This window comes from Massilia eurypsychrophila (genome assembly GCF_002760655.1).
Taxonomy (GTDB): Bacteria; Pseudomonadota; Gammaproteobacteria; order Burkholderiales; family Burkholderiaceae_D; genus JAFCUW01.
Genome location: NZ_PDOC01000001.1, coordinates 56,303 through 81,786 on the forward strand (window position 1 = coordinate 56,303; position 25,484 = coordinate 81,786).

General features: G+C 60.9%; 24 protein-coding genes and 1 pseudogene. 13 read left to right on the forward strand and 12 right to left on the reverse strand.

The window, feature by feature from the left end:
• The first annotated feature begins 11 nt into the window (after positions 1-11).
• The 6 genes from CR105_RS00280 (at position 12) to CR105_RS00305 (ending at position 6,235) form a co-directional block, all read left to right on the forward strand.
• Complete coding sequence (locus CR105_RS00280; protein ID WP_131021621.1) at positions 12-1,817, forward strand: hypothetical protein; 1,806 nt, start codon at positions 12-14, stop codon at positions 1,815-1,817.
• On the forward strand, positions 1,817-2,773 hold the full coding sequence (locus CR105_RS00285) for a hypothetical protein (protein ID WP_099786437.1): 957 nt from the start codon (positions 1,817-1,819) through the stop codon (positions 2,771-2,773). The genes CR105_RS00280 and CR105_RS00285 overlap by 1 nt, the downstream gene beginning before the upstream one ends.
• 1 nt (position 2,774) lies before the next feature.
• A complete protein-coding gene (locus tag CR105_RS00290; RefSeq protein ID WP_099786438.1) occupies positions 2,775-3,533 on the forward strand; it encodes a DUF6339 family protein in 759 nt (252 codons plus the stop codon).
• Position 3,534: 1 nt separating this feature from the next.
• Positions 3,535-4,803 (forward strand): DNA cytosine methyltransferase, encoded by a 1,269-nt coding sequence (locus tag CR105_RS00295; RefSeq protein ID WP_099786439.1) that lies wholly within the window; start codon positions 3,535-3,537, stop codon positions 4,801-4,803.
• The gene (locus CR105_RS00300) at positions 4,803-5,231 is read left to right on the forward strand and encodes a very short patch repair endonuclease (RefSeq protein ID WP_099786440.1); all 429 of its coding nucleotides are present in this window, start codon (positions 4,803-4,805) and stop codon (positions 5,229-5,231) included. Before CR105_RS00295 ends, CR105_RS00300 begins: the two co-directional genes overlap by 1 nt.
• A gap of 221 nt (positions 5,232-5,452) precedes the next feature.
• Entirely contained in the window at positions 5,453-6,235 is a 783-nt protein-coding gene (locus CR105_RS00305) for an HNH endonuclease (RefSeq protein ID WP_099786441.1), read from the forward strand.
• Between the two features lie 301 nt (positions 6,236-6,536).
• Here the strand turns inward: CR105_RS00305 and CR105_RS00310 are convergent, their stop codons facing one another.
• Both CR105_RS00310 and CR105_RS00315 read right to left on the reverse strand, forming a co-directional pair.
• A complete protein-coding gene (locus CR105_RS00310; protein WP_180288046.1) occupies positions 6,537-7,175 on the reverse strand; it encodes a tetratricopeptide repeat protein in 639 nt (212 codons plus the stop codon).
• Between the two features lie 284 nt (positions 7,176-7,459).
• Positions 7,460-9,103: an ATP-binding domain-containing protein gene (locus CR105_RS00315; protein ID WP_099786443.1), complete on the reverse strand. Its 1,644-nt coding sequence runs from the start codon at positions 9,101-9,103 to the stop codon at positions 7,460-7,462.
• 177 nt (positions 9,104-9,280) lie between these two features.
• On the opposite strand from CR105_RS00315, the gene CR105_RS00320 reads away from it, so the two are divergent.
• Complete coding sequence (locus CR105_RS00320) at positions 9,281-10,270, forward strand: fatty acid desaturase family protein (protein WP_099786444.1); 990 nt, start codon at positions 9,281-9,283, stop codon at positions 10,268-10,270.
• 38 nt (positions 10,271-10,308) lie between these two features.
• On the opposite strand, the gene CR105_RS00325 is transcribed toward CR105_RS00320, so the two are convergent.
• A complete protein-coding gene (locus CR105_RS00325; protein WP_099786445.1) occupies positions 10,309-10,728 on the reverse strand; it encodes a hypothetical protein in 420 nt (139 codons plus the stop codon).
• Between the two features lie 240 nt (positions 10,729-10,968).
• Here CR105_RS00325 and CR105_RS00330 point away from each other — a divergent pair, with 240 nt between their 5' ends.
• Positions 10,969-12,273, forward strand: coding sequence for a cation:proton antiporter (locus CR105_RS00330; RefSeq protein WP_099786446.1), 1,305 nt, complete (start codon positions 10,969-10,971; stop codon positions 12,271-12,273).
• A 75-nt stretch (positions 12,274-12,348) separates the two neighbouring features.
• Positions 12,349-12,786 (forward strand): hypothetical protein, encoded by a 438-nt coding sequence (locus tag CR105_RS00335; protein WP_099786447.1) that lies wholly within the window; start codon positions 12,349-12,351, stop codon positions 12,784-12,786.
• 109 nt (positions 12,787-12,895) lie between these two features.
• Here CR105_RS00335 and CR105_RS00340 read toward each other — a convergent pair.
• The 4 genes and pseudogenes from CR105_RS00340 to nudC form a co-directional block, all read right to left on the reverse strand.
• Positions 12,896-13,171: pseudogene (locus tag CR105_RS00340) on the reverse strand (transposase); the annotation flags it as partial.
• A 50-nt stretch (positions 13,172-13,221) separates the two neighbouring features.
• Complete coding sequence (locus tag CR105_RS00345; RefSeq protein WP_099786449.1) at positions 13,222-14,598, reverse strand: thioredoxin family protein; 1,377 nt, start codon at positions 14,596-14,598, stop codon at positions 13,222-13,224.
• Position 14,599: 1 nt separating this feature from the next.
• A complete protein-coding gene (gene folE / locus CR105_RS00350) occupies positions 14,600-15,166 on the reverse strand; it encodes a GTP cyclohydrolase I FolE (protein ID WP_099786450.1) in 567 nt (188 codons plus the stop codon).
• 126 nt (positions 15,167-15,292) lie between these two features.
• Entirely contained in the window at positions 15,293-16,111 is an 819-nt protein-coding gene (gene nudC, locus CR105_RS00355; RefSeq protein ID WP_099786883.1) for an NAD(+) diphosphatase, read from the reverse strand.
• Positions 16,112-16,257: 146 nt separating this feature from the next.
• On the opposite strand from nudC, the gene CR105_RS00360 reads away from it, so the two are divergent.
• Entirely contained in the window at positions 16,258-17,604 is a 1,347-nt protein-coding gene (locus tag CR105_RS00360; RefSeq protein ID WP_099786451.1) for a diguanylate cyclase domain-containing protein, read from the forward strand.
• 53 nt (positions 17,605-17,657) lie between these two features.
• Here CR105_RS00360 and CR105_RS00365 read toward each other — a convergent pair whose 3' ends face one another.
• Positions 17,658-17,930, reverse strand: coding sequence for a pentapeptide MXKDX repeat protein (locus tag CR105_RS00365; protein WP_229413521.1), 273 nt, complete (start codon positions 17,928-17,930; stop codon positions 17,658-17,660).
• 243 nt (positions 17,931-18,173) lie between these two features.
• Between CR105_RS00365 and CR105_RS00370 the strand changes: the two genes are divergently transcribed.
• Both CR105_RS00370 and CR105_RS00375 read left to right on the forward strand, forming a co-directional pair.
• Positions 18,174-18,749: a sigma-70 family RNA polymerase sigma factor gene (locus CR105_RS00370; RefSeq protein ID WP_099786453.1), complete on the forward strand. Its 576-nt coding sequence runs from the start codon at positions 18,174-18,176 to the stop codon at positions 18,747-18,749.
• Positions 18,750-18,766: 17 nt separating this feature from the next.
• Positions 18,767-18,961, forward strand: coding sequence for a zf-HC2 domain-containing protein (locus tag CR105_RS00375; RefSeq protein WP_099786454.1), 195 nt, complete (start codon positions 18,767-18,769; stop codon positions 18,959-18,961).
• 114 nt (positions 18,962-19,075) lie between these two features.
• On the opposite strand, the gene cynS is transcribed toward CR105_RS00375, so the two are convergent.
• From cynS to ssb, 4 genes are all read right to left on the reverse strand, one after another.
• Positions 19,076-19,519, reverse strand: a complete 444-nt coding sequence (gene cynS, locus CR105_RS00380; RefSeq protein WP_099786455.1) for a cyanase — start codon at positions 19,517-19,519, stop codon at positions 19,076-19,078.
• A gap of 389 nt (positions 19,520-19,908) precedes the next feature.
• On the reverse strand, positions 19,909-20,823 hold the full coding sequence (locus CR105_RS00385; protein ID WP_099786456.1) for a nucleotidyl transferase AbiEii/AbiGii toxin family protein: 915 nt from the start codon (positions 20,821-20,823) through the stop codon (positions 19,909-19,911).
• Positions 20,816-21,355, reverse strand: a complete 540-nt coding sequence (gene abiEi, locus CR105_RS00390; protein ID WP_099786457.1) for a type IV toxin-antitoxin system AbiEi family antitoxin — start codon at positions 21,353-21,355, stop codon at positions 20,816-20,818. The genes CR105_RS00385 and abiEi overlap by 8 nt, the downstream gene beginning before the upstream one ends.
• Positions 21,356-21,664: 309 nt before the next feature.
• Complete coding sequence (gene ssb, locus CR105_RS00395; RefSeq protein ID WP_099786458.1) at positions 21,665-22,168, reverse strand: single-stranded DNA-binding protein; 504 nt, start codon at positions 22,166-22,168, stop codon at positions 21,665-21,667.
• Between the two features lie 419 nt (positions 22,169-22,587).
• Between ssb and uvrA the strand changes: the two genes are divergently transcribed.
• Entirely contained in the window at positions 22,588-25,434 is a 2,847-nt protein-coding gene (uvrA, locus tag CR105_RS00400; RefSeq protein ID WP_099786459.1) for an excinuclease ABC subunit UvrA, read from the forward strand.
• Positions 25,435-25,484 lie beyond the last annotated feature (50 nt).

Below are 25,484 nucleotides of genomic sequence, written 5' to 3' on the forward strand. Positions count from 1 at the left end.
GGGAAATCTGGATGGATAAGCAAAGCTGGGTATTTGAACGAACGCCAGAAATGGGCGGCGCTACAGGTGGGGCGTTCACGAATCCATTGCTGGGCACAGGAATGGAGCCTGCAGCGGTGCTCGCCCGAGAGGCAATTCAAAACAGCGTTGATGCGGGCGTTAAGGGCGAAAAAGTCCGTGTAGAGTTTAGGCGCGTTACTCTAAAAGGGAAGGCAAAGGCCGAATTTGTTGCGGCGATGGGTCTTTCACCGGCCATCACAACGCATCGCGCGGACTTAAAGCTTCCGCGTGATACATGCTTAGACTCACTCAAAGATCCTAAGAAATCGCTTCAGTTACTCTTTATTGAGGACTATGGAACTTGCGGACTTCACGGCTCGCCTTCAAAGTCAAAGTCTCACTTCTTCCGGTTGCTCCTTTCTCTTGGCGATGATGCCAAGGTTAACGAAGCAGAAGGCTCCGGCGGGTCGTACGGTTTCGGGAAGTCTGTGTACTCCTCTAATAGTCGGATACACACTATCGTTGCATACAGTGTCTTTGACCCGGCGCTAAGCGGTGTTCCCGAAAAGAACCATGCGCGTTTGATGGGTTGCAGTTACTTTAACCAGCACGAGTACAAGGAAGAAGAATACAGTGGCCGCGCTTGGTTTGGTAAGCCCAAGAATAAGGGTGCGGCCGTTGACCCGTTGGTCGATGCTGACGCCCATGCTTTTGCTGAGCGTCTAGGATTTAAGAAACGCGAAGAAAATGACCGCGGCACGTCCTTGCTTTTGATTGACTGCGGTGTTGAATGTGAAATACTGCGCGATTCCATTGAAGAGTGGTGGTGGCCCCGCCTTTTGGATGACGAGCTCGGTCTTGACATAGCTCTGTATGAGCAAGATCAGCGTCTCGCCCCGCCGCGCCCCAGGAAGCGTGCCGACCTTCGTCCCTTTATCGAGTGCTTTGATCTCGCGATCGGTAGAAGCATGCCGGTGGATCAACATCACAAGACAGGGCCATTTAATAAAATGAACGATATGCCGCTTGGTAACTTTGGTTACACGGTGGTAAGCGATAATGGAATCCTAGACGAGCGCTTGCAGTCCAAACTAGGGTGTGTGGCCTTGGTTCGCGCTCCCAGGATGGTCATTGAATACATGAATGTGGGAGGGACTTTACCGCTACCATGCGTCGGGACGTTTGTGGCTGCACCCGAAATAGACAATTACCTAAAACGCTCCGAGCCGGCCTGCCATGACAAATGGGATGCAAAGTCGGGACGCTTGTCCGAACTGGCACCAGAAGCGCGAGAGACGGTCATAACCATCCTTCAGCGACTAAAAATCGGGATGAAGACTTTCGCCAGGGACGCCGCTCCTGAAGCGCCTAAGCAAGAGTTACGGCTAAAGACCTTGGAGAAATTGCTCGGTGGACTGTTTCGTCCGCCGACTTCGGGTCCGGGAGGCGAGGGAGGCAGCCCGAGCGACCCGATCAGCATACGTTTTGTCGATGATCCGCACGTCATTGCTGACCAGCAGGCTATTGCAACTCAAGGCACCTTCCGGGTTGCGCTGGCGGAAAATTCTGATAGGGATAAGGTCAAAGTGTCGGTCAGAGTTAATTGCCTAGTGCAGGAAGATGAAGGATTGTCCAAGGAGGATCCCATACCAGTCGAGCTACAAAGCGACGAGTTAAATGGCACCGGCATAAAGGGCGCCGATGGAGGCATAGTCTTTGAACTTCAACGAAGTTTAAACCCACTATTTTCGTTTAAATCTCAACCTTACGCGCCCGACTGGACTACGCACGTGCAAGTTCTCGTGGAGGAAATCTGATGGGTATGAAATCAAAAACGAAATGGCAGCGGCAAGAATCGAGGCCCGTAAGGCCGTTCCGGTCCGCCGTTGAATACCTGGCCGAAGTCGGGTTGCGCCTTTATGCGGATGAAGAGTTCAAGGCTGCAGAAACGATCCAGATATCCTCCATTGAACAGGACCGCCTCGCAATTGCCGTGAAAGTTCCAGTCGCGCCTTTGAACTTCGAAGAGCTCGTGGGGGTTCCAATGGCCGCTCTAAGCCTGGTGGTAACCCTTGAGGATCGTGCGTTCAAAGATAGCTGCGTAGCTGCCAACGTACCGTTTTCTGAGTTGGACTCTGGCGCGAAGATCCTTGAACTAAACAACGAATTGGTCTCAACGATGTCGTGGGCAGGAGAGACTCGAGTCCACATCGCAGTTGTCCTTTGCGAACCGCGCAATGGTGAAGTTGGTACGGCACATCGGGTAGGCTCGTGGGTTGCCAGGAAATCTTTTAGCGTCGGAAATCCGCGCGATACAGCGTCTTTTGCCATTGACGCTGTCGAGCCCGAGTATTTTGAGAAAAGACAGCTGCCCCACAATACAACATACCTAGTCGAAATTAGTGATCCGGACCTGAACCAAAGCTGCGAGAACCTGCCGGATCTGGTCAAAGTTAGTCTTGCGAAAGACGTTCACGCTGCGCTAGCCAAAGACGAGGAATCACCAATGGCCAAAGCTCTCATCAGGGCAATATACGTAGACGTGGTCACAACTGTAATGGCAACTGGTTACTCCAACCTCGGGACAGGCACGCCTGTGACTTCCAATAGTATCCTTGACGTAGTTACTGCAAAGCTCACTAAATCGACAGGCATCTCACCTGAAAGGTTACGGATATTAGCCGGTGAGACTGCCGGATCTATGCTGAGGGCTGTCGTTCAAGCCGATATTGAGCTATCACGCGCGCTCATCAGCGCTGCGCAAAGGAGATAACGTGAGTCAATTTCCAATAATTCACGCAGACGACGCACTCAGGTACTTAAAGGCCCGTCAACTTGAGAACGATAGTGTCACTCTTGACGACATCAGGCGAACCGCCGGCACGGGGGATGCGATGTCAAACGCGCCGCTCCAAGATCTCCGGACGAAGCTGCTGCTTCTAAAGAAAAAATTTCCTGAGAAGCTGACGAAGCGAGATCCACAGGGCGGAAGGTTTGAAAGCGAGGCCTGTGGTATTGTCCACGCAGGTCTCGCCAACGTGGACCGACGTGTCCGGGCGGACCATGATTTCTGGACTTGGCTCGCGGTAGATTTGCTCGCAGACATAGTAGAATGGCGGTTTGGCACCGCCGGCAGACCCGCGCAAAATGCGAACTACGGTATAGGTACTCGCGCGGAAAACATGTTTTTTAGGCTCTGGCTGCGTGCGGACCTCGGGAAGACACCCGGCACTGAACCATATGCGTTAGCAAAGATGGGTGATCAAGATCTTTGGCGCTCTCATTTACTGCGTCAAGGCTACGCAAATGCTAGAAGCATAGTACGCGCCTTGCTTAAACTGCAAGCGGGCAAATTGACAACACAAAACAAGACGGCAAAGAAACTTGCTGGTGGCGAGGATCCGAATGGCGTGCGCATGCTTGCAAAGAGGTTGAGGCGAATGCGTGCTAACGTCGTGTTTGAGTACCTATCCACGGAACAGGCTGATGCCCTTGTGTACGAATTGAGTCTAGACCTAAAGAAGGGCAAGTAATTTGGAATTGTTTTCTGAAACGTTTCAACGCACCCCCGGCGGTATCACACGAACAGTCTCCGCGGGTTCGCTGCGAGGTGTTTCAAGTGTCGCCTGCGGTGATATTGATGCAAATAGCCCACTTTCCCATCAGTGGTGGGCCCAGCAACTCCGCGGGACACCAACCGAAATCGAACGTGTCGGCGCTATCCACACCGTGGACTTTTTTTGCGGTTCAGGTGGGCTTAGCGTCGGCGCGGCGCGCGCTATTGAAGCTTGTGGGATGAATCACGTCCCGCTGGCAGCAGTAGATGTGGACGCGGAGGCGTTAGGAGTTTATTCACGAAACTTCAAGCCCCAAGCAGCCCTCGCGACAAACGCGGCGTCCGTTGTGGACTATCACATATATGGTCGTGGAGAGGACGCTGAGCTAGCCTATGAACCGGAACTGGTGGACGGCCGCCTCGAAGCGCTTGTCGGGAAAGTTGACCTAGTTCTCGCCGGCCCGCCATGTCAGGGGCATTCCAACCTTAACAACCATACGCGACGCAGTGACCCGCGCAATATGCTCTACGTTAGCGTTGCGGCAGCCGCTATCGCCCTTCGCACGCGAGCCCTGGTTATTGAAAACGTGCCCGACGTTTTGGCCGATAAGACTAATGTTGTAGGTGCTGCTTCCAAAATTCTAAGGCAGGCCGGATACTGCGTGAGCACGGCGGTCCTTAGCGCGACGGAATTGGGTGCAGCGCAGACACGAAAGCGCCACTTCCTCATCGCTACAAAAGGGCGTACCGCTCATGTCCCAGTAGGAGAGGTTGCAGGCTTACTTCGCCAGCCGCCGATGACACTGCGCGAAATTATCCAAGACTTAGCGATTGCACCTCATCGTTCATTCATGGACGACGCACCTGTTCTGTCACCGGAAAACCGTTCTCGTATCGACTATCTATTCGAACACGATCTATATGAGCTCCCAGATCTCCAACGGCCTGATTGCCACAAAAATGGCCACACATATCCCTCAGTGTATGGACGTCTTTCATGGGACAAACCGTCTCAAACAATAACCACTGGTTTCATGACACCGGGGCGCGGCAGGTACATTCACCCGTCCCAACGCCGGGTCCTGACCGCGCGAGAAGCGGCGCGTATTCAGGGTTTTCCAGACACCTACGACTTCACCGTGGATGGGACTGCACCTTCTAAGAAGGCGTTGACGAAGTGGATTGGTGATGCTGTGCCTTGCTGGCTGGGATACGCGGCTGTGTTGGCTGCCCTGACAGGCTATTGATGGACTCAGTTGATGCGATTACTCGGAGTCGCATTATGCGTGCCGTTCGCCAACGAGACACGGGGCCCGAGCTCGCGATTAGGCGGGAATTACACCGGCAAGGACTGCGCTATCGCCTTCACTCGCCATCGCTGCCAGGCAGGCCGGACATAGTATTTGTTAACGCGCGAGTAGCCGTCTTCGTGCACGGTTGCTTTTGGCATCGCCATTTAAATTGTCGGCTTGCCAGCACGCCCAAAACTCGGCAAGAGTTTTGGCTTTCAAAATTTGCAGCAAATATTGAACGAGATGAGCGAAATAAAGATTTGTTAATCGGGTCAGAATGGGAGCCGGTCTTTGTGTGGCAGTGCGAAATACAAGACGATCTACCAGGCGCAGTGCGCCGAATTGTCGAGGTGGTACGACGTAGAACCGCCGCAGTTGGCTGACATTAGGCGGGCGCGTAGCGGCCCCCCTTGCTTAGCGCTGCGCACGAGACTTTGTTACCGTTCCCGACAACTATTAGCCAGGCAGAATGGCTGCCGAACTAGCACCAACGGCGCTCGCTGAGCAGGGCCGGATGGCCCATTGGGCGCGTACCCGACGGATGATTTATAGATATTGAACACGTGTTAGACTTGGGCTTGAATTTAATCAATTCACGCCCTTTATGCAAAAAATATCTGTCGAGCAGACAAAAAAGAAAGTGTTTGACTGGACTGACCAGGAGCTTAGCTGCGCAGTTGAAGCTTACCTCCACGCACTTCGAGATGAACTCACCGCAACTCCTTACCGGTTGAAAGATGTCATTACGACGCTCCAAGAAACTTCTCTCCCAAATCGCTCTTGGCGGTCAGTGGAGTTGCGGTTGCAAAATATCTCTTCTGTTTTATATGATTTAAAATACCCGCTCATTCCTAATTGCGTTCCTGCGCGAAACGTTGGATCCGGTGTAAAACCCCGAATCATCGCGTTGCTGTATGGTAGAGGTCTGCTAAGTTTTGAAGTCTATGTTAAGACTGCAGATCGAGACGTGCTTGAGATGAGAGTTTCAAGCCTTCGAAAGCGAAACGATCTCAACTTCCCAATGGGCTCGCCCGCTCCGGAGTCAGCGAACAAGAACGTCAAGACCTACGTAAGGGACCCGGCCGTTAAAGCGTGGGTTCTAATGATATCGAAAGGAATTTGCGAGGGTTGCGAAGCTCAAGCGCATTTCGCTGGGCGCGATGGACTGCCCTATCTCGAAGTTCACCATGTATTGCCACTGTCCAAACGGGGGTCTGATAAAGTTACAAATGCGGTGGCTTTATGTCCAAATTGTCATATGCGTTGCCACCATTCAATCGATCGGGATGAGTTTAAAATTCATCTTTATCAAAGCATTAGGCGGCTAATTCTTGAGGTCCCTGAGCCGGTCGTCGAAAAAACGGACGAGTTTGTCGATTTCGACTAGATCCTTGGACCGCGCACATCAAGCGCATAGGTTCGATAGTAACCTCAGACACCTACAGGCCGGAATGTCATCACGGGCAGCATCTCATCTTGGCGAAGAAGCGACGCGGGCACACCGTCTAGACAACGGCACAATTGTTGCGGCGGGGCCTAGTTCCGGGTTTAATGCGTCCAGCCCGCAGGCGACAGCCGAGATCTTCATTTGAAATATAGCGTGATGCTTTTCTTACTGAATCTAACACAGAAGCAATCACAGCTTTGCGGGCGATAAGTTCTGGGCAAACACAACGCCGTGTATAAAATCAGGTGGCGGCACCATCTGCACCATCACGCGCCGCCGCTTCTAGCACCTCAAAAATCTCATCCACCTTCGCCTGCGCGGTCGCGTTCCCCTGATCCGCCGACATCGCATATAAAGTCAGCGCCTGCTCGAAGTTCTGCTCCACGCCAATGCCGTGGAAGTACATCGACGCCAGGTTGCACTGCGCGACCGCGTTGCCTTGGGCGGCGGCGCGCTGGAACATCTCGGCGGCCTTTTCCACGTCCTGCGGCACGCCCTGGCCGCTGTCGTACATTACGCCCAGGTTGGTTTGTGCGGCGGCATGACCAAGGCCAGCGGCGCGGCTGAACAGTTCCAGCGCCTGCTTGTTGTCCTGCTCCACACCGCGGCCCTGGTCGTACATGAGGCCAAGGTTGTATTGCGCCATGGCGCTGCCGTTGTCGGCGGCCAGGCGGTACCAGCGCACAGCGTCGGCCAGGTCCGGCTCGAGACCTTCGCACATTACGCCGATGTTGAATTGGGCAGTGGCGTTGTTTAGCTCGGCCAGGTCATGGTAGATCTGCAGGGCTGTGGCGGAATCGCCAGCCTCGACGGCGGCGGCGGCGGCGTTCAGTTGGACGTCGACCGCGCTCGGTGCGGATTCGGGATTCGTTGTTGCCATCTTTACAGCTCCTGGTGGGAATCGGCGCGGGTTGCCGCAGCTCGTTGCAGATATTCTAGTCGGTATGCAAGCTTCCACGAAAACTTGCGTTGTTGCAATGAATGAATTGCAAGGTGATGGAATGGAGGGTGGATTGGCCATTGGATGCTTGCAGCTTGAGGGCGTGACGAGGCTTTCGACGTCGAACGTCCAGAGCACGGCAATGTCTGCCGGCAGCCTGGCGAATTCAATAGCGCTGATTAAGTGCTCAGCAGGTGTGCGGCAGGTGAACCGAGGTCGGCCCCCTAAGCCGGAGGGCCCATGCGCTCGAGCAGCTGGGCGGCGGCGCGTTCGCTCAGGACCAGCACCAGCTTCAGGCGCGCGCGCGTCATGCCGACGAATAGCTTGCGGAACGTTAGCTCTTCGATCTCTTCGAAGTCGATCTCGGTAAAAATCACCGCCGGCGCGGACTGGCCCTTGAAGCGGTACACCGACTCGGCCAGCAAGCCGCCTTCGCGAAATACCGGATTGCCGAACAGGTCGTACTCGCCGGTGAAAGACTTCAGCGTGTGCGCGTCGCCTAGCGTGTCCAACCCGAGCAGCGTCGATTTTTCGCGGCCGCGAAACGACGCGATCGCAATGTCGTGGCGCGCGAAGCCGGCCGCAAGGCACAGCGTGATGGCGTGCTTGGTCTGCGCGATCATGGCGTCGATGTCGCCCTCGGCGTAGGCCAGCACTTCGATGTCGGCGCCTTCGAACGGGCTGGCCGCTTCCACCGGCTGGCGCGCCGAGCCGATCGCGGCGAGCATGTCGACGATCTGGCGCGGACTGCGGTAGTTGGTGTGCGAATGCAGCGTCACCCAGCCAGGCAGCGGCACCATGTCGCGCCCGTACAGGTTCTGGGTCGGGTCCTCCAGCCAGATGGCGCGCCCGCCGTCCTTCAGCATGCGCAGCAAGATGTCGCGCCACCCAATCGAAAAATCCTGGCCTTCGTCGACGATCAGGACGTCGTACTTCCACGTCTCGGGCAGGTCGGCCGTGGCCAGCACGGTCTCCATCTCGCTCCAGATGGCGCCGGAGCGGTAGTCGGGCGATTCGCCGCGCGCGCGCATGAAGGCGTCGCCCAGCATGTGGAAGGTGGCCACGCGGCCGCCGGCCGGCACCAGGCGCTCGATGTGGTCGGCCAGCGGCCGGTTGTAGCAGACGTACAGCGGGCGCAGGCCGGCATCGATGGCGGCGCTGTATTCGGCCAGCGCCAACTGGGTCTTGCCGCTGCCGGCGGTGCCGACCACACGCAGACGGTACGGCGCAAACTCGAGCCGGCGCGCCCACGTCGCCAGGCCGCCGGACAGGCGCGTCACCATCTGCTGGGCGCTGCCGATCATGGCGCTGGGGTCGGGCCGCAGACTGAGCGTGTCGCCGAGGAAGCGCGCGACTTTTTCGAACTGGTCGTCGGGCGCGGTGATCGGCAGCGTTTCGCGGATGACGTCGGCCAGGCGATGCTTGTCGTCGGCGTCGATGATGTGGCGCGGGTCGATGCCGGCCAGGTGCGGGTCGCGCACGTGGTAGTCGGGGCAATACAGCAGGTAGTCGATGGACAGCGGGGCATCGCCGAAGCGCCGCGTCAGGCCGTCGATGGCGCGCAGGATCTGGTTGCGCACGTTGCGCGCCTTGCCGTGATAGCTCTTGACCAGGCCTTCCGGCGTCTCGGTCAGAAAGCCGGACTTCTGCTCGATCAGCAGGATGCGCCCGTTCGGCGCGACGACGATGAAGTCGATTTCGCCATACGCGGAGAAGCCCTTTTCCACATTGGTCCAGTGTACGCCGTGGTAGATGCTGTACGGCGTGTCAGCCAGGCTGGCCTCGAGGTAGACGAGAGTCTCGATTTCTCGGGCGGCGGCGCCGGTAACGGACATTTCGCGCCAGCCTGCGGGGTGAAGGTGGGCCATGGATTCTTAAGCGTCGAAGCTGAAAACACCATTGTATGCCGCCTGCCGGATTGATAACAATTCATTAAGCAGCCGCGGAAAAGCGCCTCTTCTTGTCATTTTGATCGGCGTCGCGGCGCAATATCATTTGCATAATCCATCCTTGTCTGTCAGTGCGCTTTATCCAGGAATGAAACGATGAAAACGAATGCCCTGTATTACCCTGCCGGCGCGGCGGAATCCGCGAGCGGGCCGCTGCGCCCGGCGGTGCTGGCCGATGCCAGCGCGCTGTCTTCGGCCGCCAAGCGCGAGATCATGGCGATGTCCGGTGCGCGCCCTGCCCGCTTTGCCGCGGAACTGGCGCTGACCTGGCTGTCGATCGCCGCGCTGATCGGGATCGGCGTGTATTTCGATCACCTGGCGGTGACGCTGGTGTGCGCATTCTTGATCAGCACGCGGCAGATGGTGCTGGCGCTGCTGCTGCACGAACAGGTGCACCGCCTGGGCCTGCGCAGTAAATACGCCGACTGGATCATCAACGTGTTCGCGGTGTATCCGCTGTTCGTCACCACGGTGGAGGATTATGCGAAGGTGCACCTGTCGCACCACAAGTACTGCTTCACGAAGGACGATCCTGACTTTATCCGCAAGGCCGGCGCCGAGTGGACGTTCCCGATGAAGCCGCGCCAGCTGCTGGGCATCGTGCTGCGCGACGTGACGGGGTTTAATGTGATCCGCCTGATCCGCGGCAAGAAGGCGCACGGCACGGCCGAATTCACGCGCCGCAATCCGACGCCGAAGTGGGTGCGCATCGCGTTCTTCGCCACGCTCGCCGCGGTGCTGACGATCGTTGGCGGCTGGACGGCTTTCCTGATTTACTGGGTGCTGCCGATCGTGACGGTGACGCAGGTGCTGGTGCGCTGGATCGCCGTCGCCGAGCACGAGTACAACATCGAAGATGGTTCGATCCACGAAACAACGCCACTGCTGCAGCCGAACTGGTGGCAGCGGATCGTGTTCCCGGATCTTAATTTCGGCCTGCACGTGTATCACCACATGCATCCTGGCGTATCGTTCGGCAATCTGCCGAAGGTGCACGCAATTTACAAGCGCGAGGGGCTGGTCGACGACAGCGCGATCTTCTATGGCCAGGGAGCGTATTTGAAGTATCTGGTGTCGGCGAAGTAAGCCGCTGTTTATCGCAATGGGGTCCCCGCGAAATTTGATCAGGCGAAGACCCTGGCGCGCAGGTTGTTGCGGCTGGCCTTGAGCTTCTGGTCGTACACGCCCGGCCAGCGCTGCAGCGTGGCCGGCAGCCACTTGCGGTCGAGCTTGTTTTTCTTGGCGGTGAACAGCACATCGGCCAGCGCCGTGCCGGACGACGTGCCGCTGGCCACGGCCAGGCTGCCGATCACGGCGCCGGCATAGTACACGGCACTGCATGCGGCAATCCCCGACAGCCCCTCCAGCCTGGTGCCCTCGCCGATGATGTCGCCGATCGTGGCAGCTTTGCCCAACTTGTCGATCTGGCCGAGCAGCGTGGCGATGTTGCCAACCGCCGCCTGGAAAGTGCCGAACAGCACCTGCGGGGCGGGCAAGCCGACACCGTCCATGTTTTGCCGGAAGCTCTGGTAGAAGTCGGACATAGCGTATTCCTCTGGGAAAAGTTTATTGCAAGCACAAAACTCAACACTCGGGCAATGAATGAAAGTTGTTTTGCGGTGCGTCTGAGAATCGGCTTGAATTAGCGGCTGAGGCTTCGCGGCTTGAACAATATCAATCCCTGGGTGCATTTGTGCAGTGACGCCGTGGCCACGGTCAACCGCGCGGTTAGCAAAACGCATTAATTGTAGAATCGACATTCGCACCGAATCCCCAAGGCCGCAATGACGACTACCCACTGGTTCATCCTGATCGGCATGCTGATGCTCGCGCGCGGCATGGCGGCGACCACCATCTCGCGCTTGCCCGTCACCTCGGCCATCGTCTACCTGATGGCCGGCATCATTCTCGGTCCAATGGTGCTTGGCATTTTCACGTTCGATGCGATCAAGCAGTCGCACGTGCTGGAAGTGGCCACCGAAATCGCGGTGCTGATCTCGCTGTTCTCGGCCGGCGTCAAGATGCCGGTGCCGATGACCTTCAAGCGCTGGGGGCCGTCGATCCGCCTGGCATGGCTGTCGATGTCGATCACGGTCGGCCTGGTGGCGGCGTTCTGCTACTACGTGCTGAACATGCCGCTCGGCGCCGGCGTTTTGCTCGGCGCGATCCTGGCGCCGACCGATCCGGTGCTGGCCACCGACGTCCAGGTCCGTCACGCCGGCGACTACGACAAGCTGCGCTTCACGCTGACGTCCGAAGCGGGCATGAACGACGGCTCGGCGTTTCCGTTCGTGATGCTCGGCCTCGCCCTGCTGGGCGCCGGCGAGCTCGGCAGCGACTTCGTGTGGAAATGGGCGATCATCGACGTCGTCTGGGCCACCCTCGGCGCGGTGGCGATCGGCTGGGCCGGCGGCGCCATGCTCGGCAACCTGAGCTGGGCGCTGCGCAACAAGGATCCGAAGCACGACGTGCTCGACGACCTGGTCGGCCTGGGCCTGATCGCGGTCGTCTACGGCGTCTGCGTGCTGTGCAAGGCGTGGGGCTTCCTGGCGGTGTTTTTCGCCGGCGTGGCGCTGCGCCAGACCGAACTGCTGCTGGTGGGCGCGCACAAGAACCGCCAAGGCCTGCTGGTGCCGGACGATCCGAAGGCCGATCCGGCCAACGACGAGGTGCCGGACACGCCGCAGCCGCTGACGGTCAGCGCCGAATCGCTGGTGTTCAAGGAACACCTTGAGCGCTTGTCGGAGCTGACCCTGGTGCTGCTGATCGGCGGCATGCTGACCTTGCAGGACTGGAACTGGCGCACCTGCGGCACCGCGCTGTTCCTGTTCGTCGTGGCGCGCCCGCTGAGCGTGATGCTGGGCCTGATGGGCAGCGACACGACGATGCGCGTGCGCCTGATCATCGGCTGGTTCGGCGTGCGCGGCATCGGCTCGATCTACTACCTGATGTACGCGATCAACCACGGCTTGCCGGCGACGCTGACGCGCGACCTGATCCAGATCACCGCGATCGTGATCGCGCTGTCGATCATCGTGCATGGCACCAGCGTCAAGCCGCTGATGGACAAGTTCTGGCGCAAGAAGTAGGCGGTTGCGCTATTCGCAACAGGCAATCTATACTGCGTGGGGAAATTTCCCCGATAACGCACCGACGGACACGCCATGAAACGCATCCTTTTACTCGTACTGACGCCGCTGCTGCTGGCAGGTTGCGTCCGGTCGTCGGCCAGCTACTACATCGACGGCCCGGCCCATTCGCTGTCGGTGCGCGCCGAGCAGGAATACTTCTGGAACAGCGACGTCGTGGTCAAGCTGGTGGCGGCGCACCTGCCCGAGTGCCAGCGCCAGTTCCCGATGATGACGCTGCCGCTGGCCGAGGTCGAGGTCGAGCTGTACGGGGCCGGCGAAAACGTCTACTCGGTACGGGTCGGCAAGCAGGTGATGCGCATCGAGACGGGCGGCTGCACGCGGCTGACCGAGCCGACCACCGAGGAGCTGGGCCAGCGGCTCGGCGCGTTCAGGCTCGACGCGGAGAAGAAGCTGGTGTTCGAACAGGACGCGAATGCGCGCGTGACGCCGGCGGCGCCGGCGGCGCAGTAATCCGTTCAGGCCGCAGTTCGGCCACCTGACCTGCTTGCTACAACGCTACAGCGACTCACCCGTCAGGACTACCCATCCGCTTGCGCAGCTGCTCGATCGCGGCGCCGCGCCCGGCCAGCTCCAGCGCGCGCTCGAGCAGGTTCGGCTCGTCGCCACGCGTCAGCGTCCATTGGGTGAAGTACTCGTGCACCGTGCGCCACGGCGGGAACACCGGCGGCAGGCTGCGCCACGCGGCGCCACTGTCGAGGAAGTACAGCACCGCGCAGAACACGTCGTACAGGTCGTGCTTGCGGGGACGCGTCTTGCGCCGCGCCGCTTCCAGCATCGGGCGCACCTTCTCGAAATCTTCTCGCGAAATATCGCTGGGGAATTCAGGCCTGGACATCTTCGCCCCTCAAATCTCTTTGGAGGGTGTAGATGTGGAACAGGTTCCCTCTATGCGTTCAAAAGCAGTTGCCGCAGCGCCGCCAGCAGGGCCGACGCCTGCGCGCCGGCGTCCTCGACAGCCGACAGCGCCTTCACCACGCGCGCCGCCTGGGTGCGGTTGCGCTGGAACGCCGCGTCCGGCACGGCCGCAAATTCGGCCGCCAGCTCGGCCGCGCAGTGCTCGATGCGCGCACCGTCGCGCGGCGCCAGGTCGAGCAGCGCCAGCAGATACGTCGCGCCCCACTGCAGCCGCGTCGCGCCGCCAACGGCATCGGCCCACGCCTGCTCGTAGCAATGCAGCGCGGCGGCCGGCTCGCCGCGCCGCTTGGCCAGCGCGGCCAGGCTATGCAGCAGAAAATACGGCGCGTGCGACTGCGCCAGCTCGGCGCGCAGCAGCTGCTGCGCTTCGTCGATCAGGCCGGCGTCCGACAGCACGCCGGCGCCGGTGACGACGACGGTGTGGCGCAGCGCCGGCCCCTGCGCCTGCGCGGTCGCCTCGGCCACGCGCGCGCTGGCCAGCGCCAGCAGCTGCGGCTCGGCCGCGCCAAGGCGGCTCAAGCGCACGCGCGTGCGCAGCGCGTTGAGACGGTCGCCGATGTCGAGGGTGTCGTCGTCTTCCAGGCTCACCAGCGCGTCCGACCACGAGGCGATCAGCCGCGCGCGCGCGGTGCTGCCGGGCGCGGTCAGGAAGCGCACCAGGTCGAGCGCGTAGCCGATCACGATGTCGAACTGCAGGCACACGGCCTGGTTGTCGCACAGCGTCGCTTCGAGGCGCCGGATGGCGGCGGCCTGGTCGAGGCCGGTTTCGCCCGCCACCGCCGCCGCGTGCAGGCCGAGCCACTCGAGCCGCACCACCGCGTCGGCCAGGGTGCAGGCGCGTGTGAGGCTGGCGACGATGGCGGCGAAGTCGAGGTTCTTGAGCAGCTGGCGCTCGTCGGTGTCCCACGAATAGAAACTGAGCAGGCGCCACTCGTCGTCCGACAGCGCGCGCTCGCGCGACAGCGCCACGCTGAGCGACTCGGCGGCGGTGAAGCGCGCGTTCAGCGCGAGGTCGAGAATGTGGACGAAGCGCTTGCCGTCGAGTTCGCACGGCAGGCGCGTCACTTCAGCGCCGTCGGGTCGGAACACCACCAGCGTCGGATAGCTGCGCAGCTTGAACTGGGCGGCCAGGCGCTGGGCGCCGACGCTGTCGCCGTCGATCTCGAGGGCGATGAACGAGTCGGCCAGTTCGATGAAGTCGGTCCGGTTGAATACCACCGACTTGATGCGGTTGCACGGCGGGCACCAGGCGGCGCCCCAGTACAGCAGCAGCGGCTTGCCGGCCGCGCGCGCCTGCGCGAACGCGGCCTGCGGATCGCGTTGCCAGTCGATCGCGCCGGCGGCCATGCTAGTCGCGCGCCAGGGCCAGGAATTCGGTGCGCAGGCCCAGGTTCGGCTGCAGCTCGCCCAGCATCGCCGAGGTGATCGTTTCTTCGCCCGGGGTGCGGATGCCGCGGCTTTCCATGCACAGGTGGCGGCACTTGATGACCACGCCTACGGCCTTCGGCTCGAGCACTTCCATCAGCGCGTTGGCGATCTGGATCGTCATGCGCTCCTGCACCTGCAGGCGCTTGGCGAAGCAGTCGACCAGCCGGGTCAGCTTGGACAGGCCGACGATCTTGCCGTTCGGCAGATAGCCGATGGTGGCCTTGCCGAAGAACGGCGCCAGGTGGTGCTCGCAGTGGCTGTAGACGGGAATGCCGCGCACCACGATCAGCTCGTTGTACTGCTCGGCGCCGTCCTCGAACGCCTTGAGCAGCGACACCGGATCCTGCGCGTAGCCGGAGGTCCAGTGCTTCCACGCCTTCGACACGCGCGCCGGTGTTTCGGCCAGGCCCGGGCGGTCCGGGTCTTCGCCGAAGCTGCTCAGCAGCCGGCGCCAGTCATTTTCCGAGAAGGCATCATGGTGGGACATTGGTCGTACCCTAATTTTAACGATTGCCGACAGTATATAGAAAATGCGGAGGGCCGGCCTGCGGAGGGCGGGTCATTTCCCGTCAGAAATTGAACGCCGCGGCAAGACCTGCATCCGGCCCCGCTGCTACTGCGGCGGGCGGTGCGCGTCGATCAGCATGCTCGACACCGACACGTGGGCGATCCGCTCGGGCCAGGCGTCGCCGGGGCCGAACCAGCGCGCTTCGGCAATTTCGATGCCGTCGACGCGGATCTCGCCGTCGAGATAGTCGGCGGTAAACGCCAGCATCAGCGAATGGGGAAACGGCCACGACTGGCTGGAAAAATACTGCAGGTTGTGCACGCGCAGGCCGACTTCCTCGAACACTTCGCGGTGCACCGCCTCCTCCACCGATTCGCCCGCTTCGAGAAAGCCCGCCAGCGGACTGAAGCGCTTGGTCGGCGACGCGCTGTGCAGCGCCAGCAGCACCGCGTCGCCCTTGCGGATCAGCACCATCATGGCCGGCGAGATGCGCGGATAGGCCAGGTGGCCGCAGCGGTTGCACTTGAAGCAGCGCTCGCCGGCGGCGAGCTGCATCGCGCTGGCGCAGGCGCCGCAGAAACGGTGCGTGCGCGCCCACTCGGCCAGCTGGGAGGCGCGCCCGGCCAGCCCCAGCAGGTCTTCGTCCATCGCGCCGAACAGCGAGCGCAGGCCGCGCCAGGCGTAGCCGGCGGCCGGCGCCTCGTCGCGCTCGACCCAGCCGGCCTGGCAGTAGCGGCCATCGAGCAGGCCGAGCGGATGGAGCTGGTGCGCGCCCAGCTCGAGCCGCGCCAGCGCGGCCGGGTCCGGCAGCGACAGGTCCTCCTCGCGCACCAGCAGCCGGCCCTGGAAGAACAGGAACGTGAGCGGCTCGGCGTGGTCTTGCTGCGCCATCAGCGGGACGAAGGAAGCAGGTGTTCTGAGCATGGCGGCAGTCGGCGGGAAGGAGGAGGCGATGGCGGCAATGATACCGGTTTTCGTGCGCGCCGGCGCAGCGGCGCCAATGCACACCGGAACCACGGGCGGGCTGCGCGGTCTAAGGGGTCTGATTGCCATCCGGACGTAAATCGCCCATGAGACTACCGCACTTCATCCGTGCCAATGTCGACTCCATCCTCGACGAATGGGAGAAGTTCGCCCAAGCTTTCAAGCATGCCGAAGGCCTCGACCAGACCGCGCTGCGCGACCATGCGCGCGGCATTTTGCTGGTCATCTGCGACGACCTCGAGTGCGAGCAAAGTTCCAGCGAGCGCGACGAAAAGTCGAAGGGCCGGGCGCCGCCGATGCCGGCCGAGACCGAAGCGGCGATGCACGGCCTGTCGCGCTATGTGGAAGGCTTCGACGTCAACGAATCGATTGCCGAATTTCGCGCCCTGCGCGCCAGCGTGCTGCGCTTGTCGGTCGACTCGCTGGCGCTGCCGTCGGTGGCGGCCGACGACATCACCCGGTTCAACGAAGCGATCGACCAGGCGGTGGCCGAATCGCTGGCCCGCTTTACCGACATGAAGGAGCGGCGCAACCGGCTGTTCGAGGCCCTGCTGTCGAGTTCGCCCGACCTGAACTACATCCTCGAAACGACCGGCGCCATCATCTACGCCAACAGGGCGTTCAGCGACGTCTTCCAGAAGATTCCCGCCGAGCTGATCGGCAACGACTTCCGGTCGCTGTGCAAGCCGTTCGTGCGCGACATCGAGCGCCAGCTGAAAAGCGTCGTCGCCACCCGCAAGACCCACCGCGGCGAAATGTTCACCCAGCTCGACGGCGGCGAAGAGCGCGCCTACGAATACCTGCTGGTGCCGGTGTTCAACCCGGCCGGCGTCTGCGAGGCGGTGGCCGGCAGCGCGCGCGACATCACCGAGCGCAAGGCGTCCGAAGAGCGCGTCCGCCGCAGCGCCAACCACGATTTCCTCACCGAGCTGCCGAACCGCAGCCTGTTTCGCGAGCGGCTCGAGCATGAAATCAAGCACTCGACCCGCACCGGCCTGCCGCTGGGGCTGATGTTCATTGACCTCGACCTGTTCAAGGAGGTCAACGACCGGCTCGGCCACGCCGCCGGCGACCAGATGCTGCAGGAAGTGGCGCGCCGCATCAGCAAGTGCGTGCGCGACACAGATACCGTGGCGCGCCTGGGCGGCGACGAATTCACCGTCATCCTGACCGACGTGACCTTGCCGGACCACATCGAAAGCATCGCCGCCGAGATCCTCGACGAGCTGCGCCGCCCGTTCGAGCTGGCCGCCGGCGAGGCGTCGATCTCGTGCAGCATCGGCATCACCGTCTGTCCGGGCGACGGCATCACCCCGGACGAGCTGGTGCGCAACGCCGACGAGGCGATGTACGCGTCCAAGAATGCCGGGCGCAACGGTTACCAGTTCTTTACGGTGGCGATGCGCGGCGTCGGCAGTGGCGGGCCTGTCTGAACACCAGGCCCGCACTTTACCCGCTCGCAAGCAACGCTGTGCGCTGGCGACACTCACTTTTTCATGGCGTCCTTTTTCATCATGTCCTTGGACATGGCGTCATGCGTCATGCTGTCCTTTGCCATGCCATCCTTGGCCATATCGCCCTGTTTCATGGTCGCATGCTTCTTGGCGGATTTTTTTGCATCCTTGCCCATCGCGCCCTTCGCCATCCCGTCACTGGCCATCGCATCGGCATGCATGCCGTCTTTCTTCATGCCATCGGCGCTGTTCATCTTGTCCTGCGCCAAGGCGCCGCCGCATGCACATGCGATCGCCATCGCCATCGTTGCTGTCACTATGGTGTTCATGGTATTTCCCTTGAATGGTCCGCACGCATGCCGGGTTCGGATGTTCCCGTACAGGTGAGGTCATCGATTGGTCTGGCGCACCATGCGATCCTTACACAGGGCGCTGAAAGAAAATTGTCGTAAGGATCCGTGCCGCCAAACGACTGACTGTGCGCTGCGCTAGAATTGCCAACCGCGCAGCGCGACGTTCGCTGGACGCACTCTCAACCTGGGCAGCACATGGATTCGACGCTTCACATCACCGCTCAGCTTGAAGCGATGCGGCCGCAGCTGCTGAGGTTTGCCCTGGTTCAGCTGCGCAACAAGCCGCTGGCGGAAGACGCCGTGCAGGACGCCCTCGTCGCGGTGCTCGAAAAGCCGGCTAGCTTCCAGGGCAAGTCTTCGTTGCGCACCTACGTCACCGGCATCCTCAAATACAAGATCATCGACGCCTTGCGGGCATCGCAGCGCGAGCAGACGTTGCAATCCGACGATCAGCAATCCGACGCCGACATGATCGATGCGCTGTTTCTCGCCGGCGGCCACACCGCCGAGATGCCGCGCAAGTGGGGCGATCCCGATGACACTCTGGCGCAGAAGGATTTCTTTCGCGTGCTCGAAACATGCATGGAGAATCTGCCGCCGCAGACGGCGCGGATATTCATGATGCGCGAATGGCTAGAACTGGAAACGGACGAAATTTGTCAGGCATTGGCGGTCACCCCATCCAACGTCTGGGTGGTACTGTATCGCGCCCGCTTGCGCCTGCGGGAGTGCCTGGACCTGAACTGGTTTGGCGACCGCGCGGCGCGATGAACCGCCCTGGAGATCGTATGGAAAAAGAGAATCAACTAAAACCGACGTGCCGCGAAGTGCATCGCCTGGTGTCGGAAGGGATGGACCGGAAGCTGTCGATGGTGGAACGCGGAAGGATGCGGGTCCATCTTGTGATGTGCACCGCATGTACCCGTTTTAATCACCAGATGGATGTGCTGCGCAAGGCCGTGCGCAGCACGCCTCCGGACTAACGGCACGAGCTTTTCGGATGGCGCTGGTGAGACCGCCGATACCGCCGGCCGCCGCGTGCCCGGTAAGGCGGGCCCTTGCCGTCGGCGTCAAACGGCGGCAAGGGCGCGTCATCATCAGTAGGTCTTGTAAGCCAGGAACTTGCCGCTCATCTGGATATTCACGCGGTCGCCGGCGTCGTGCGGCTCGCGCACCAGGTCCATCTTGAAGTCGATCGCGCTCATGATGCCGTCGCCGAACTCCTCATGGATCAGTTCCTTGAAGGTGGTGCCGTACACGCTGATCAATTCGTAGAAGCGGTAGATCAGCGGATCGGTCGGCACCTGCGTCGGCAGCGAACCCTTGTAGGGCACCGCCATCAGCCAGCGCTGGTCTTCTTCGCTCAGGCCAAAGTAGTCCGCAACGATGCCGGCCTGCCTGGCGTCGAGCGTCATCTGGCCGAGGCAGGCGGCGGTGACCCACTCCTTGCTCAGGCCGACCTTGGCGGCCACGTCGGCCCACTTCAGGCCGCGCGTGACTTTGGCGGTGATGATTTTTTCGGTGACTTCGAGACGGCTCATGCGATTCCTCGGTTGCAAATGGATGGTTGTGTCCATGCGCGACAACTTCGCCTGGCGCCCCGAAATGGCGTCAGCCGCCCGCAGATGGTGCGGTGACCGAGACATCGCGGCGCCAGTGACCGGATCGCGCGCCCAACGGCTGCATGTGCACGCATGGATGCCGGTACCGATGCAAGTCGCGTGCCAACGATACGCCAAAGAAATGCGGCACGGAACCCAAACAGTTCCAGGCAGTTTCGTCGAATCAGTTGGCTGTATATCAGAACCGTTGTGTGTAGCTGCAGACGTAAACAGTCATGGTCAAACAGTGCATGGTGCCTACAGCTGCGGGAGGTATTGCTCGGCGTATGCCGCGATCAATAACCATTTTGTCAACAAGGCTCAAGCCCCTACATCCTGAAACCAGGGCCGTCATCGTCGCGCGCCCGGTTGAGGTGGGCAGCCATCGACTCCAGGACCTGGCCGACTGTGCTCTTGAGGTACTCCGCGAACTTGGGTTCACGCAGGGTTCGCGCGAGCGTGTCCGCATCGATGAACCTCGTCATCTGATCAACAAATGGCTTGCTGTCGACAAAGCCAGGAAGCCTGTCGATCGCATCCTTGATCAGCTCCGCATAATCTTCAATGTGGTAGTCCTCTATCTTCCGCTCGACCAGCTCCGGATTCAGTTTGGCACCTTGCTGCTGTAGCCATGCGATGTCCCAAATGTCCCGGTACCGGATATTTTTGACCGACGCGGGGAATGCGACAACCTTGTCCGCCAGGATCTCGTCAAGCGTCTCGGCATTGACAAGCACCAGACCATAACCCAGCAGAAAGTCATAGTTCTGGCGCAGGGGTACCAGCTCGCTGGTGTGCGCAGGGATATTGGCGATCTCCAGCTTGATCCGCTGGCGCGGCATGTCCCGCTGCGCGGGCGAGGTCTCGACGCTCACTTGCCACTTGTCGACGCGGACGTTGTCGTAATCGGGCGAGGTGGCCATCTCCCTCGGCTCCTTGACCTCGACCGCCAAGCCGTACCGCTGGCCGATGTGTTTTTCAATGCAGGCCTTGATGGCCTGCATCTTCTGCGAGCTGAAGTCGCGGCCACCGGCGAAGTCGAGATCTTCGCTGAAGCGATTCGAGCCGCGGCAAAGGCGCAGGGACGTGCCGCCCTGGAAGACCAGATCCTTCAGCAGACCCGCCGAATCGAGGGCATAGAAGATATCGTAATGGAGGATTTCTTTTTCTACGACGGGCCTCATGGCGGTGCGGCCCGGCTGCTGCATCGCGACGTCAACCAGTTCTTTGAAATTTTCAGGCATCGGCAAGTTCTTTCATATCGATCATGCTGGTGTTGCGGCCGGAGCGCATGAGATCGGCAATCGCAGCCTGCTTGGTGGCGATGCGCAGCGGCCGCCCCTTCACAGTGAGCGTTCGCTGAATGAGCTCTGCCAGCCGGCGTTTAGTGTGCGTGAACTCGACGGTTCCATACGGAGTCTGGTAGACGCCATTCGCGCCCGTGGTCATCAGGGTGATGCGGCTCATAGGTACCTGGGAAATGACCCCATATTCGGACAGCATTGACTCCCTGGTCACGTAGGAAAAATGGCCCCGGCGAAGCACCGCGGCGATGTCCTCGATGACCTGTCCTCTCTTGGACTTGGCCATGGTATTGACGTAGATGCCCTTGGCCACCCGCTGCAAGATCCCATCGGACACCAGGCGCTGCAGCGACTTTTCGAAGGCCTTCTCCTTCTCATACGGGAAGGCCTTGGCGAGGTCTCCTTTGGAGAGGACGTACACTCCCACGCGGTCCAACGCGGTAAGTTTGTTGATGGCCTCGATCTTATTCATTCTCAACTCCTCAACCGGTAGGCAACACGACCATTAAGTATAATCATACCCTAACAATATGTAGGGCACCAATGAACTTAACGTGCACTCGTCGCTGAGCCAGGCCTTGCCCCGGAAAGCCACGCTGGGCCTGTGCTTACCAACGGTCAGATGGGTCATCGATTCTCGGCGGTTTGGGTCAATCGGCTACAGCATCAAGAGGTCTACCCAAATTATCAATTCTTTGTACAAGAACTCCAGAAAAAGTAAAAAAGCCCCGTAACTTCAACAGTTACGGGGCTTTGTTTACAACTTGTTCCTTGGTGTGCCTTAGAAAGGGATGTCGTCGTCCATGTCCGAGAAGTTCGGCGCCGGCTTCGGCTGCGGACGCGCTGCTGGCGCCGGCGGCGCCTGGCGCTGCTGCTGCGGCTGTGGACGGCTCGGGGCGCTGTTCTCGTAGCCGCCGCCATCGTCCATGCCGCTGTCGCCGCCCATGCCCTGGCGACCGCCCAGCATCTGCATGTTCTCGGCGACGATGTCGGTTGCGTACTTCTCGACGCCGTCCTTGTCGGTGTACTTGCGGGTCTGCAGGCGGCCCTCGACGTACACGGAGGAACCTTTCTTCAGGTACTGGCCGACGATCTCAGCCAGGCGGCCGAAGAACGAAATGCGGTGCCACTCGGTGAGCTCTTTCTGCTCGCCGGTATTCTTGTCCTTCGACTTGTACGATGTGGCCACAGCGATGTTGGCGATCGCGTCGCCGCTCGGCATGTAGCGGATCTCCGGATCCCGCCCCAGGTTGCCGACGATGATGACCTTGTTTACAGATGCCATGTGTTGCTCCTCTGAATTTTTGTGGACCCTGGCTCTGCACTTGACTAAGCGCCAGGGATATCGGTGTCCTTGCGAACACCCGCTATTATCGCGGAAGTTAAACGGCTTGTTTAGCTATTTTCACACTATCTGACCGGCCCGGGCAGCCCGAAATATATTTTGAACTTCTGGCGGTTTTGCCATTGGAACGCCAGCATCACGTCCCAAATACGAGCGTCGCCAGCTTTATATACCGCCAGCAATAATACTGTTATTATATACAGTAGTTCTCCCAAAATCCATCACGCCGCCCGTCCGGCAATCGTGGCTGCCAGGAGCGCGAGCATTGAAACACGGCTATAGTTACAGGTTGCCCCTTTTTTGGCCCGCCGACATTGGTTCGTACGCGCCGGCCCGCACCACCATTGAAAGCACACTACATGGAACAGATCCGCATCCGCGGCGCCCGTACGCACAATCTCAAGAACATCAATCTCGACCTGCCTCGCAACAAGCTGACCGTCATTACCGGCCTGTCCGGCTCCGGTAAATCATCGCTCGCGTTCGATACCTTGTATGCCGAAGGCCAGCGCCGCTATGTCGAATCGCTGTCGGCCTACGCGCGCCAGTTTTTGCAGCTGATGGAAAAGCCCGACGTCGACCTGATCGAAGGCCTGTCGCCGGCGATCTCGATCGAGCAGAAGGCGACGTCGCACAACCCGCGTTCAACCGTCGGTACCGTCACGGAAATCCACGACTACCTGCGCCTGCTGTACGCGCGCGTCGGCACGCCCTACTGCCCCGATCACGCCGAGCATCCGCTGGCCGCGCAGACCGTGTCGCAGATGGTGGACGCCGTGCTGGCGATGGAAGAAGGCACCAAGCTGATGATCCTCGCGCCCGTGGTGGCCAACCGCAAGGGCGAGCACGCCGACCTGTTCGCGTCGATGCAGGCGCAGGGCTTCGTGCGCTTCCGCATCCAGAGCGGCACCCACGCGGCGAAGATCTACGAGATCGACGACATGCCGACCTTGAAGAAGACCGAGAAGCACACGATCGACGTGGTGATCGACCGCGTCAAGGTCAACGCCGAGATCAAGCAGCGCCTGGCCGAAAGCTTCGAGACGGCGCTGCGCCTGGCCGATGGCCGCGCCGTCGCGCTCGAAATGGACAGCACGCAGGAGCACGTCTTTTCGAACAAGTTTGCCTGCAACGTCTGCGGCTACTCGCTGCAGGAGCTCGAGCCGCGCCTGTTCTCGTTTAATAACCCGATGGGCGCATGCCCGGAGTGCGATGGCCTCGGCCACATCGAGTTCTTCGACCCGAAGCGCATCGTCGCCTTCCCCAACCTGTCGCTCGCTTCGGGCGCCATCAAGGGCTGGGACAGGCGCAACCAGTTCTACTTCCAGATGCTGTCGAACCTGGCCGCGTTCTACGAGTTCGACATCGACATGCCGTTCGAGCAGCTGCCGGAAGCGGCGCAGAAGGCGGTGCTGACCGGCTCCGGCAAGACCACCATCCCGTTCACCTACGTGAACGAGCGTGGCCGCACCGTGATCCGCGACCACACCTTCGAAGGCGTGGTGACCAACCTGCAGCGGCGCTACCGCGAGACCGATTCGATGGCGGTGAAAGAGGAGCTGGCGAAGTTCATCAACGAGAAGCAGTGCCCGTCGTGCGACGGCGCGCGCCTGCGCGTGGAAGCACGCTACGTCAAGCTCGGCGCCGGCAAGCAGCAGCGCGCGATCTACGAGGTGGCCAACAAGCCGCTGCGCGACTGCCTGGCCTACTTCGAAAAGCTCACCCTGAAGGGCGCGAAGAAGGACATCGCCGACCGCGTCATCAAGGAGATCATCTCGCGCCTGAAGTTCTTGAATAACGTCGGCCTCGATTATTTGTCGCTCGACCGCAGCGCTGACACCTTGTCGGGCGGCGAGGCGCAGCGCATCCGGCTGGCGTCGCAGATCGGCTCGGGCCTGACGGGGGTGATGTACGTGCTCGACGAGCCGTCGATCGGCCTGCACCAGCGCGACAACGACCGCCTGATCGAAACGCTCAAGCACCTGCGCGACATCGGCAACACGGTGCTGGTGGTCGAGCATGACGAGGACGCGATCCGCACCGCCGACTACATCGTCGACATGGGCCCGGGCGCCGGCGCGCATGGCGGCGAGGTGATCGCCGAAGGCACCTTGGCGCAGATCCTGAAGAACAAGAAGTCGCTGACGGCGAAGTACCTGAACGGCACCTTGAAGATCGCGGTGCCGAAGAAGCGCCACGTCGCCAATCCGGACAAGCAGCTGGTGATCACCGGCGCCACCGGCAACAACCTGAAGAAGGTGTCGCTGAACCTGCCGGTCGGCCTGATGACGTGCGTGACCGGCGTGTCCGGTTCGGGCAAGTCGTCGCTGGTGAACGACACGCTGTACCCGGCCCTGTCGCGCCACCTGTACGGATCGCAGACGGAGCCGGCGGCGCACGATTCGATCAGCGGGCTGGAACACTTCGACAAGGTGATCTCGGTCGACCAGGCGCCGATCGGGCGCACGCCGCGCTCGAACCCGGCGACGTACACCGGCTTGTTCACGCCGATCCGCGATCTGTTTTCCACCGTGCCGACGGCGAAGGAGCGCGGTTACAGCGCCGGGCGCTTCTCGTTCAACGTCAAGGGCGGGCGCTGCGAGGCGTGCCAGGGCGACGGCGTCATCAAGGTCGAGATGCACTTTCTGCCGGACGTGTACGTGCCGTGCGACGTCTGCCACGGCAAGCGCTACAACCGCGAGACGCTCGAGGTGCAGTACAAGGGCAAGAACATCACCGAGGTGCTGGGCCTGACGGTGGAGGACGCGCACGAGTTCTTCAAGCCGGTGCCGGTCATCGCGCGCAAACTGCAGACGCTGCTCGACGTCGGCCTTGGCTACATCAAGCTGGGCCAGAGCGCGACGACGCTGTCGGGCGGCGAGGCGCAGCGGGTCAAGCTGTCGCTCGAGCTGTCCAAGCGCGACACCGGGCGCACGCTGTACATCCTCGATGAGCCGACCACCGGCTTGCACTTCCAGGACATCGATTTGCTGCTGAAGGTGATACACCGGCTGCGCGACCAGGGCAACACGCTCGTCATCATCGAGCACAACCTGGACGTCATCAAGACGGCGGACTGGATTGTGGACCTGGGGCCGGAAGGCGGCGCCGGCGGCGGGCAGATCATCGCCAGCGGCACGCCGGAGGACGTGGCGGTCAATCCGAACAGCGTGACCGGCAAGTACCTGGGACCGTTGCTGAAATAAGTAAAAGGGGGCGAAAGCCCCCTTTTTTACGTCCGGGTCTGACCCCGGTT

Excerpts from the sequence above, each read along its gene's own strand:
- CR105_RS00375 (WP_099786454.1), top strand. The coding sequence starts at position 18,767 with ATGGAAAAAGAGAATCAACTAAAACCGACGTGCCGCGAAGTGCATCGC.
- CR105_RS00320 (WP_099786444.1), top strand. The coding sequence starts at position 9,281 with ATGAAAACGAATGCCCTGTATTACCCTGCCGGCGCGGCGGAATCCGCG.
- CR105_RS00330 (WP_099786446.1), top strand. The coding sequence starts at position 10,969 with ATGACGACTACCCACTGGTTCATCCTGATCGGCATGCTGATGCTCGCG.
- uvrA (WP_099786459.1), top strand. The coding sequence starts at position 22,588 with ATGGAACAGATCCGCATCCGCGGCGCCCGTACGCACAATCTCAAGAAC.
- CR105_RS00335 (WP_099786447.1), top strand. The coding sequence starts at position 12,349 with ATGAAACGCATCCTTTTACTCGTACTGACGCCGCTGCTGCTGGCAGGT.
- CR105_RS00300 (WP_099786440.1), top strand. The coding sequence starts at position 4,803 with ATGGACTCAGTTGATGCGATTACTCGGAGTCGCATTATGCGTGCCGTT.
- CR105_RS00315 (WP_099786443.1), bottom strand. The coding sequence starts at position 9,103 with ATGGCCCACCTTCACCCCGCAGGCTGGCGCGAAATGTCCGTTACCGGC.
- CR105_RS00365 (WP_229413521.1), bottom strand. The coding sequence starts at position 17,930 with ATGGCGATGGCGATCGCATGTGCATGCGGCGGCGCCTTGGCGCAGGAC.
- CR105_RS00345 (WP_099786449.1), bottom strand. The coding sequence starts at position 14,598 with ATGGCCGCCGGCGCGATCGACTGGCAACGCGATCCGCAGGCCGCGTTC.
- CR105_RS00385 (WP_099786456.1), bottom strand. The coding sequence starts at position 20,823 with ATGCCTGAAAATTTCAAAGAACTGGTTGACGTCGCGATGCAGCAGCCG.
- CR105_RS00325 (WP_099786445.1), bottom strand. The coding sequence starts at position 10,728 with ATGTCCGACTTCTACCAGAGCTTCCGGCAAAACATGGACGGTGTCGGC.
- CR105_RS00280 (WP_131021621.1), top strand. The coding sequence starts at position 12 with ATGGATAAGCAAAGCTGGGTATTTGAACGAACGCCAGAAATGGGCGGC.
- CR105_RS00310 (WP_180288046.1), bottom strand. The coding sequence starts at position 7,175 with ATGGCAACAACGAATCCCGAATCCGCACCGAGCGCGGTCGACGTCCAA.
- folE (WP_099786450.1), bottom strand. The coding sequence starts at position 15,166 with ATGTCCCACCATGATGCCTTCTCGGAAAATGACTGGCGCCGGCTGCTG.
- abiEi (WP_099786457.1), bottom strand. The coding sequence starts at position 21,355 with ATGAATAAGATCGAGGCCATCAACAAACTTACCGCGTTGGACCGCGTG.
- nudC (WP_099786883.1), bottom strand. The coding sequence starts at position 16,111 with ATGCTCAGAACACCTGCTTCCTTCGTCCCGCTGATGGCGCAGCAAGAC.
- CR105_RS00370 (WP_099786453.1), top strand. The coding sequence starts at position 18,174 with ATGGATTCGACGCTTCACATCACCGCTCAGCTTGAAGCGATGCGGCCG.
- CR105_RS00360 (WP_099786451.1), top strand. The coding sequence starts at position 16,258 with ATGAGACTACCGCACTTCATCCGTGCCAATGTCGACTCCATCCTCGAC.
- CR105_RS00285 (WP_099786437.1), top strand. The coding sequence starts at position 1,817 with ATGGGTATGAAATCAAAAACGAAATGGCAGCGGCAAGAATCGAGGCCC.
- CR105_RS00305 (WP_099786441.1), top strand. The coding sequence starts at position 5,453 with ATGCAAAAAATATCTGTCGAGCAGACAAAAAAGAAAGTGTTTGACTGG.
- ssb (WP_099786458.1), bottom strand. The coding sequence starts at position 22,168 with ATGGCATCTGTAAACAAGGTCATCATCGTCGGCAACCTGGGGCGGGAT.
- cynS (WP_099786455.1), bottom strand. The coding sequence starts at position 19,519 with ATGAGCCGTCTCGAAGTCACCGAAAAAATCATCACCGCCAAAGTCACG.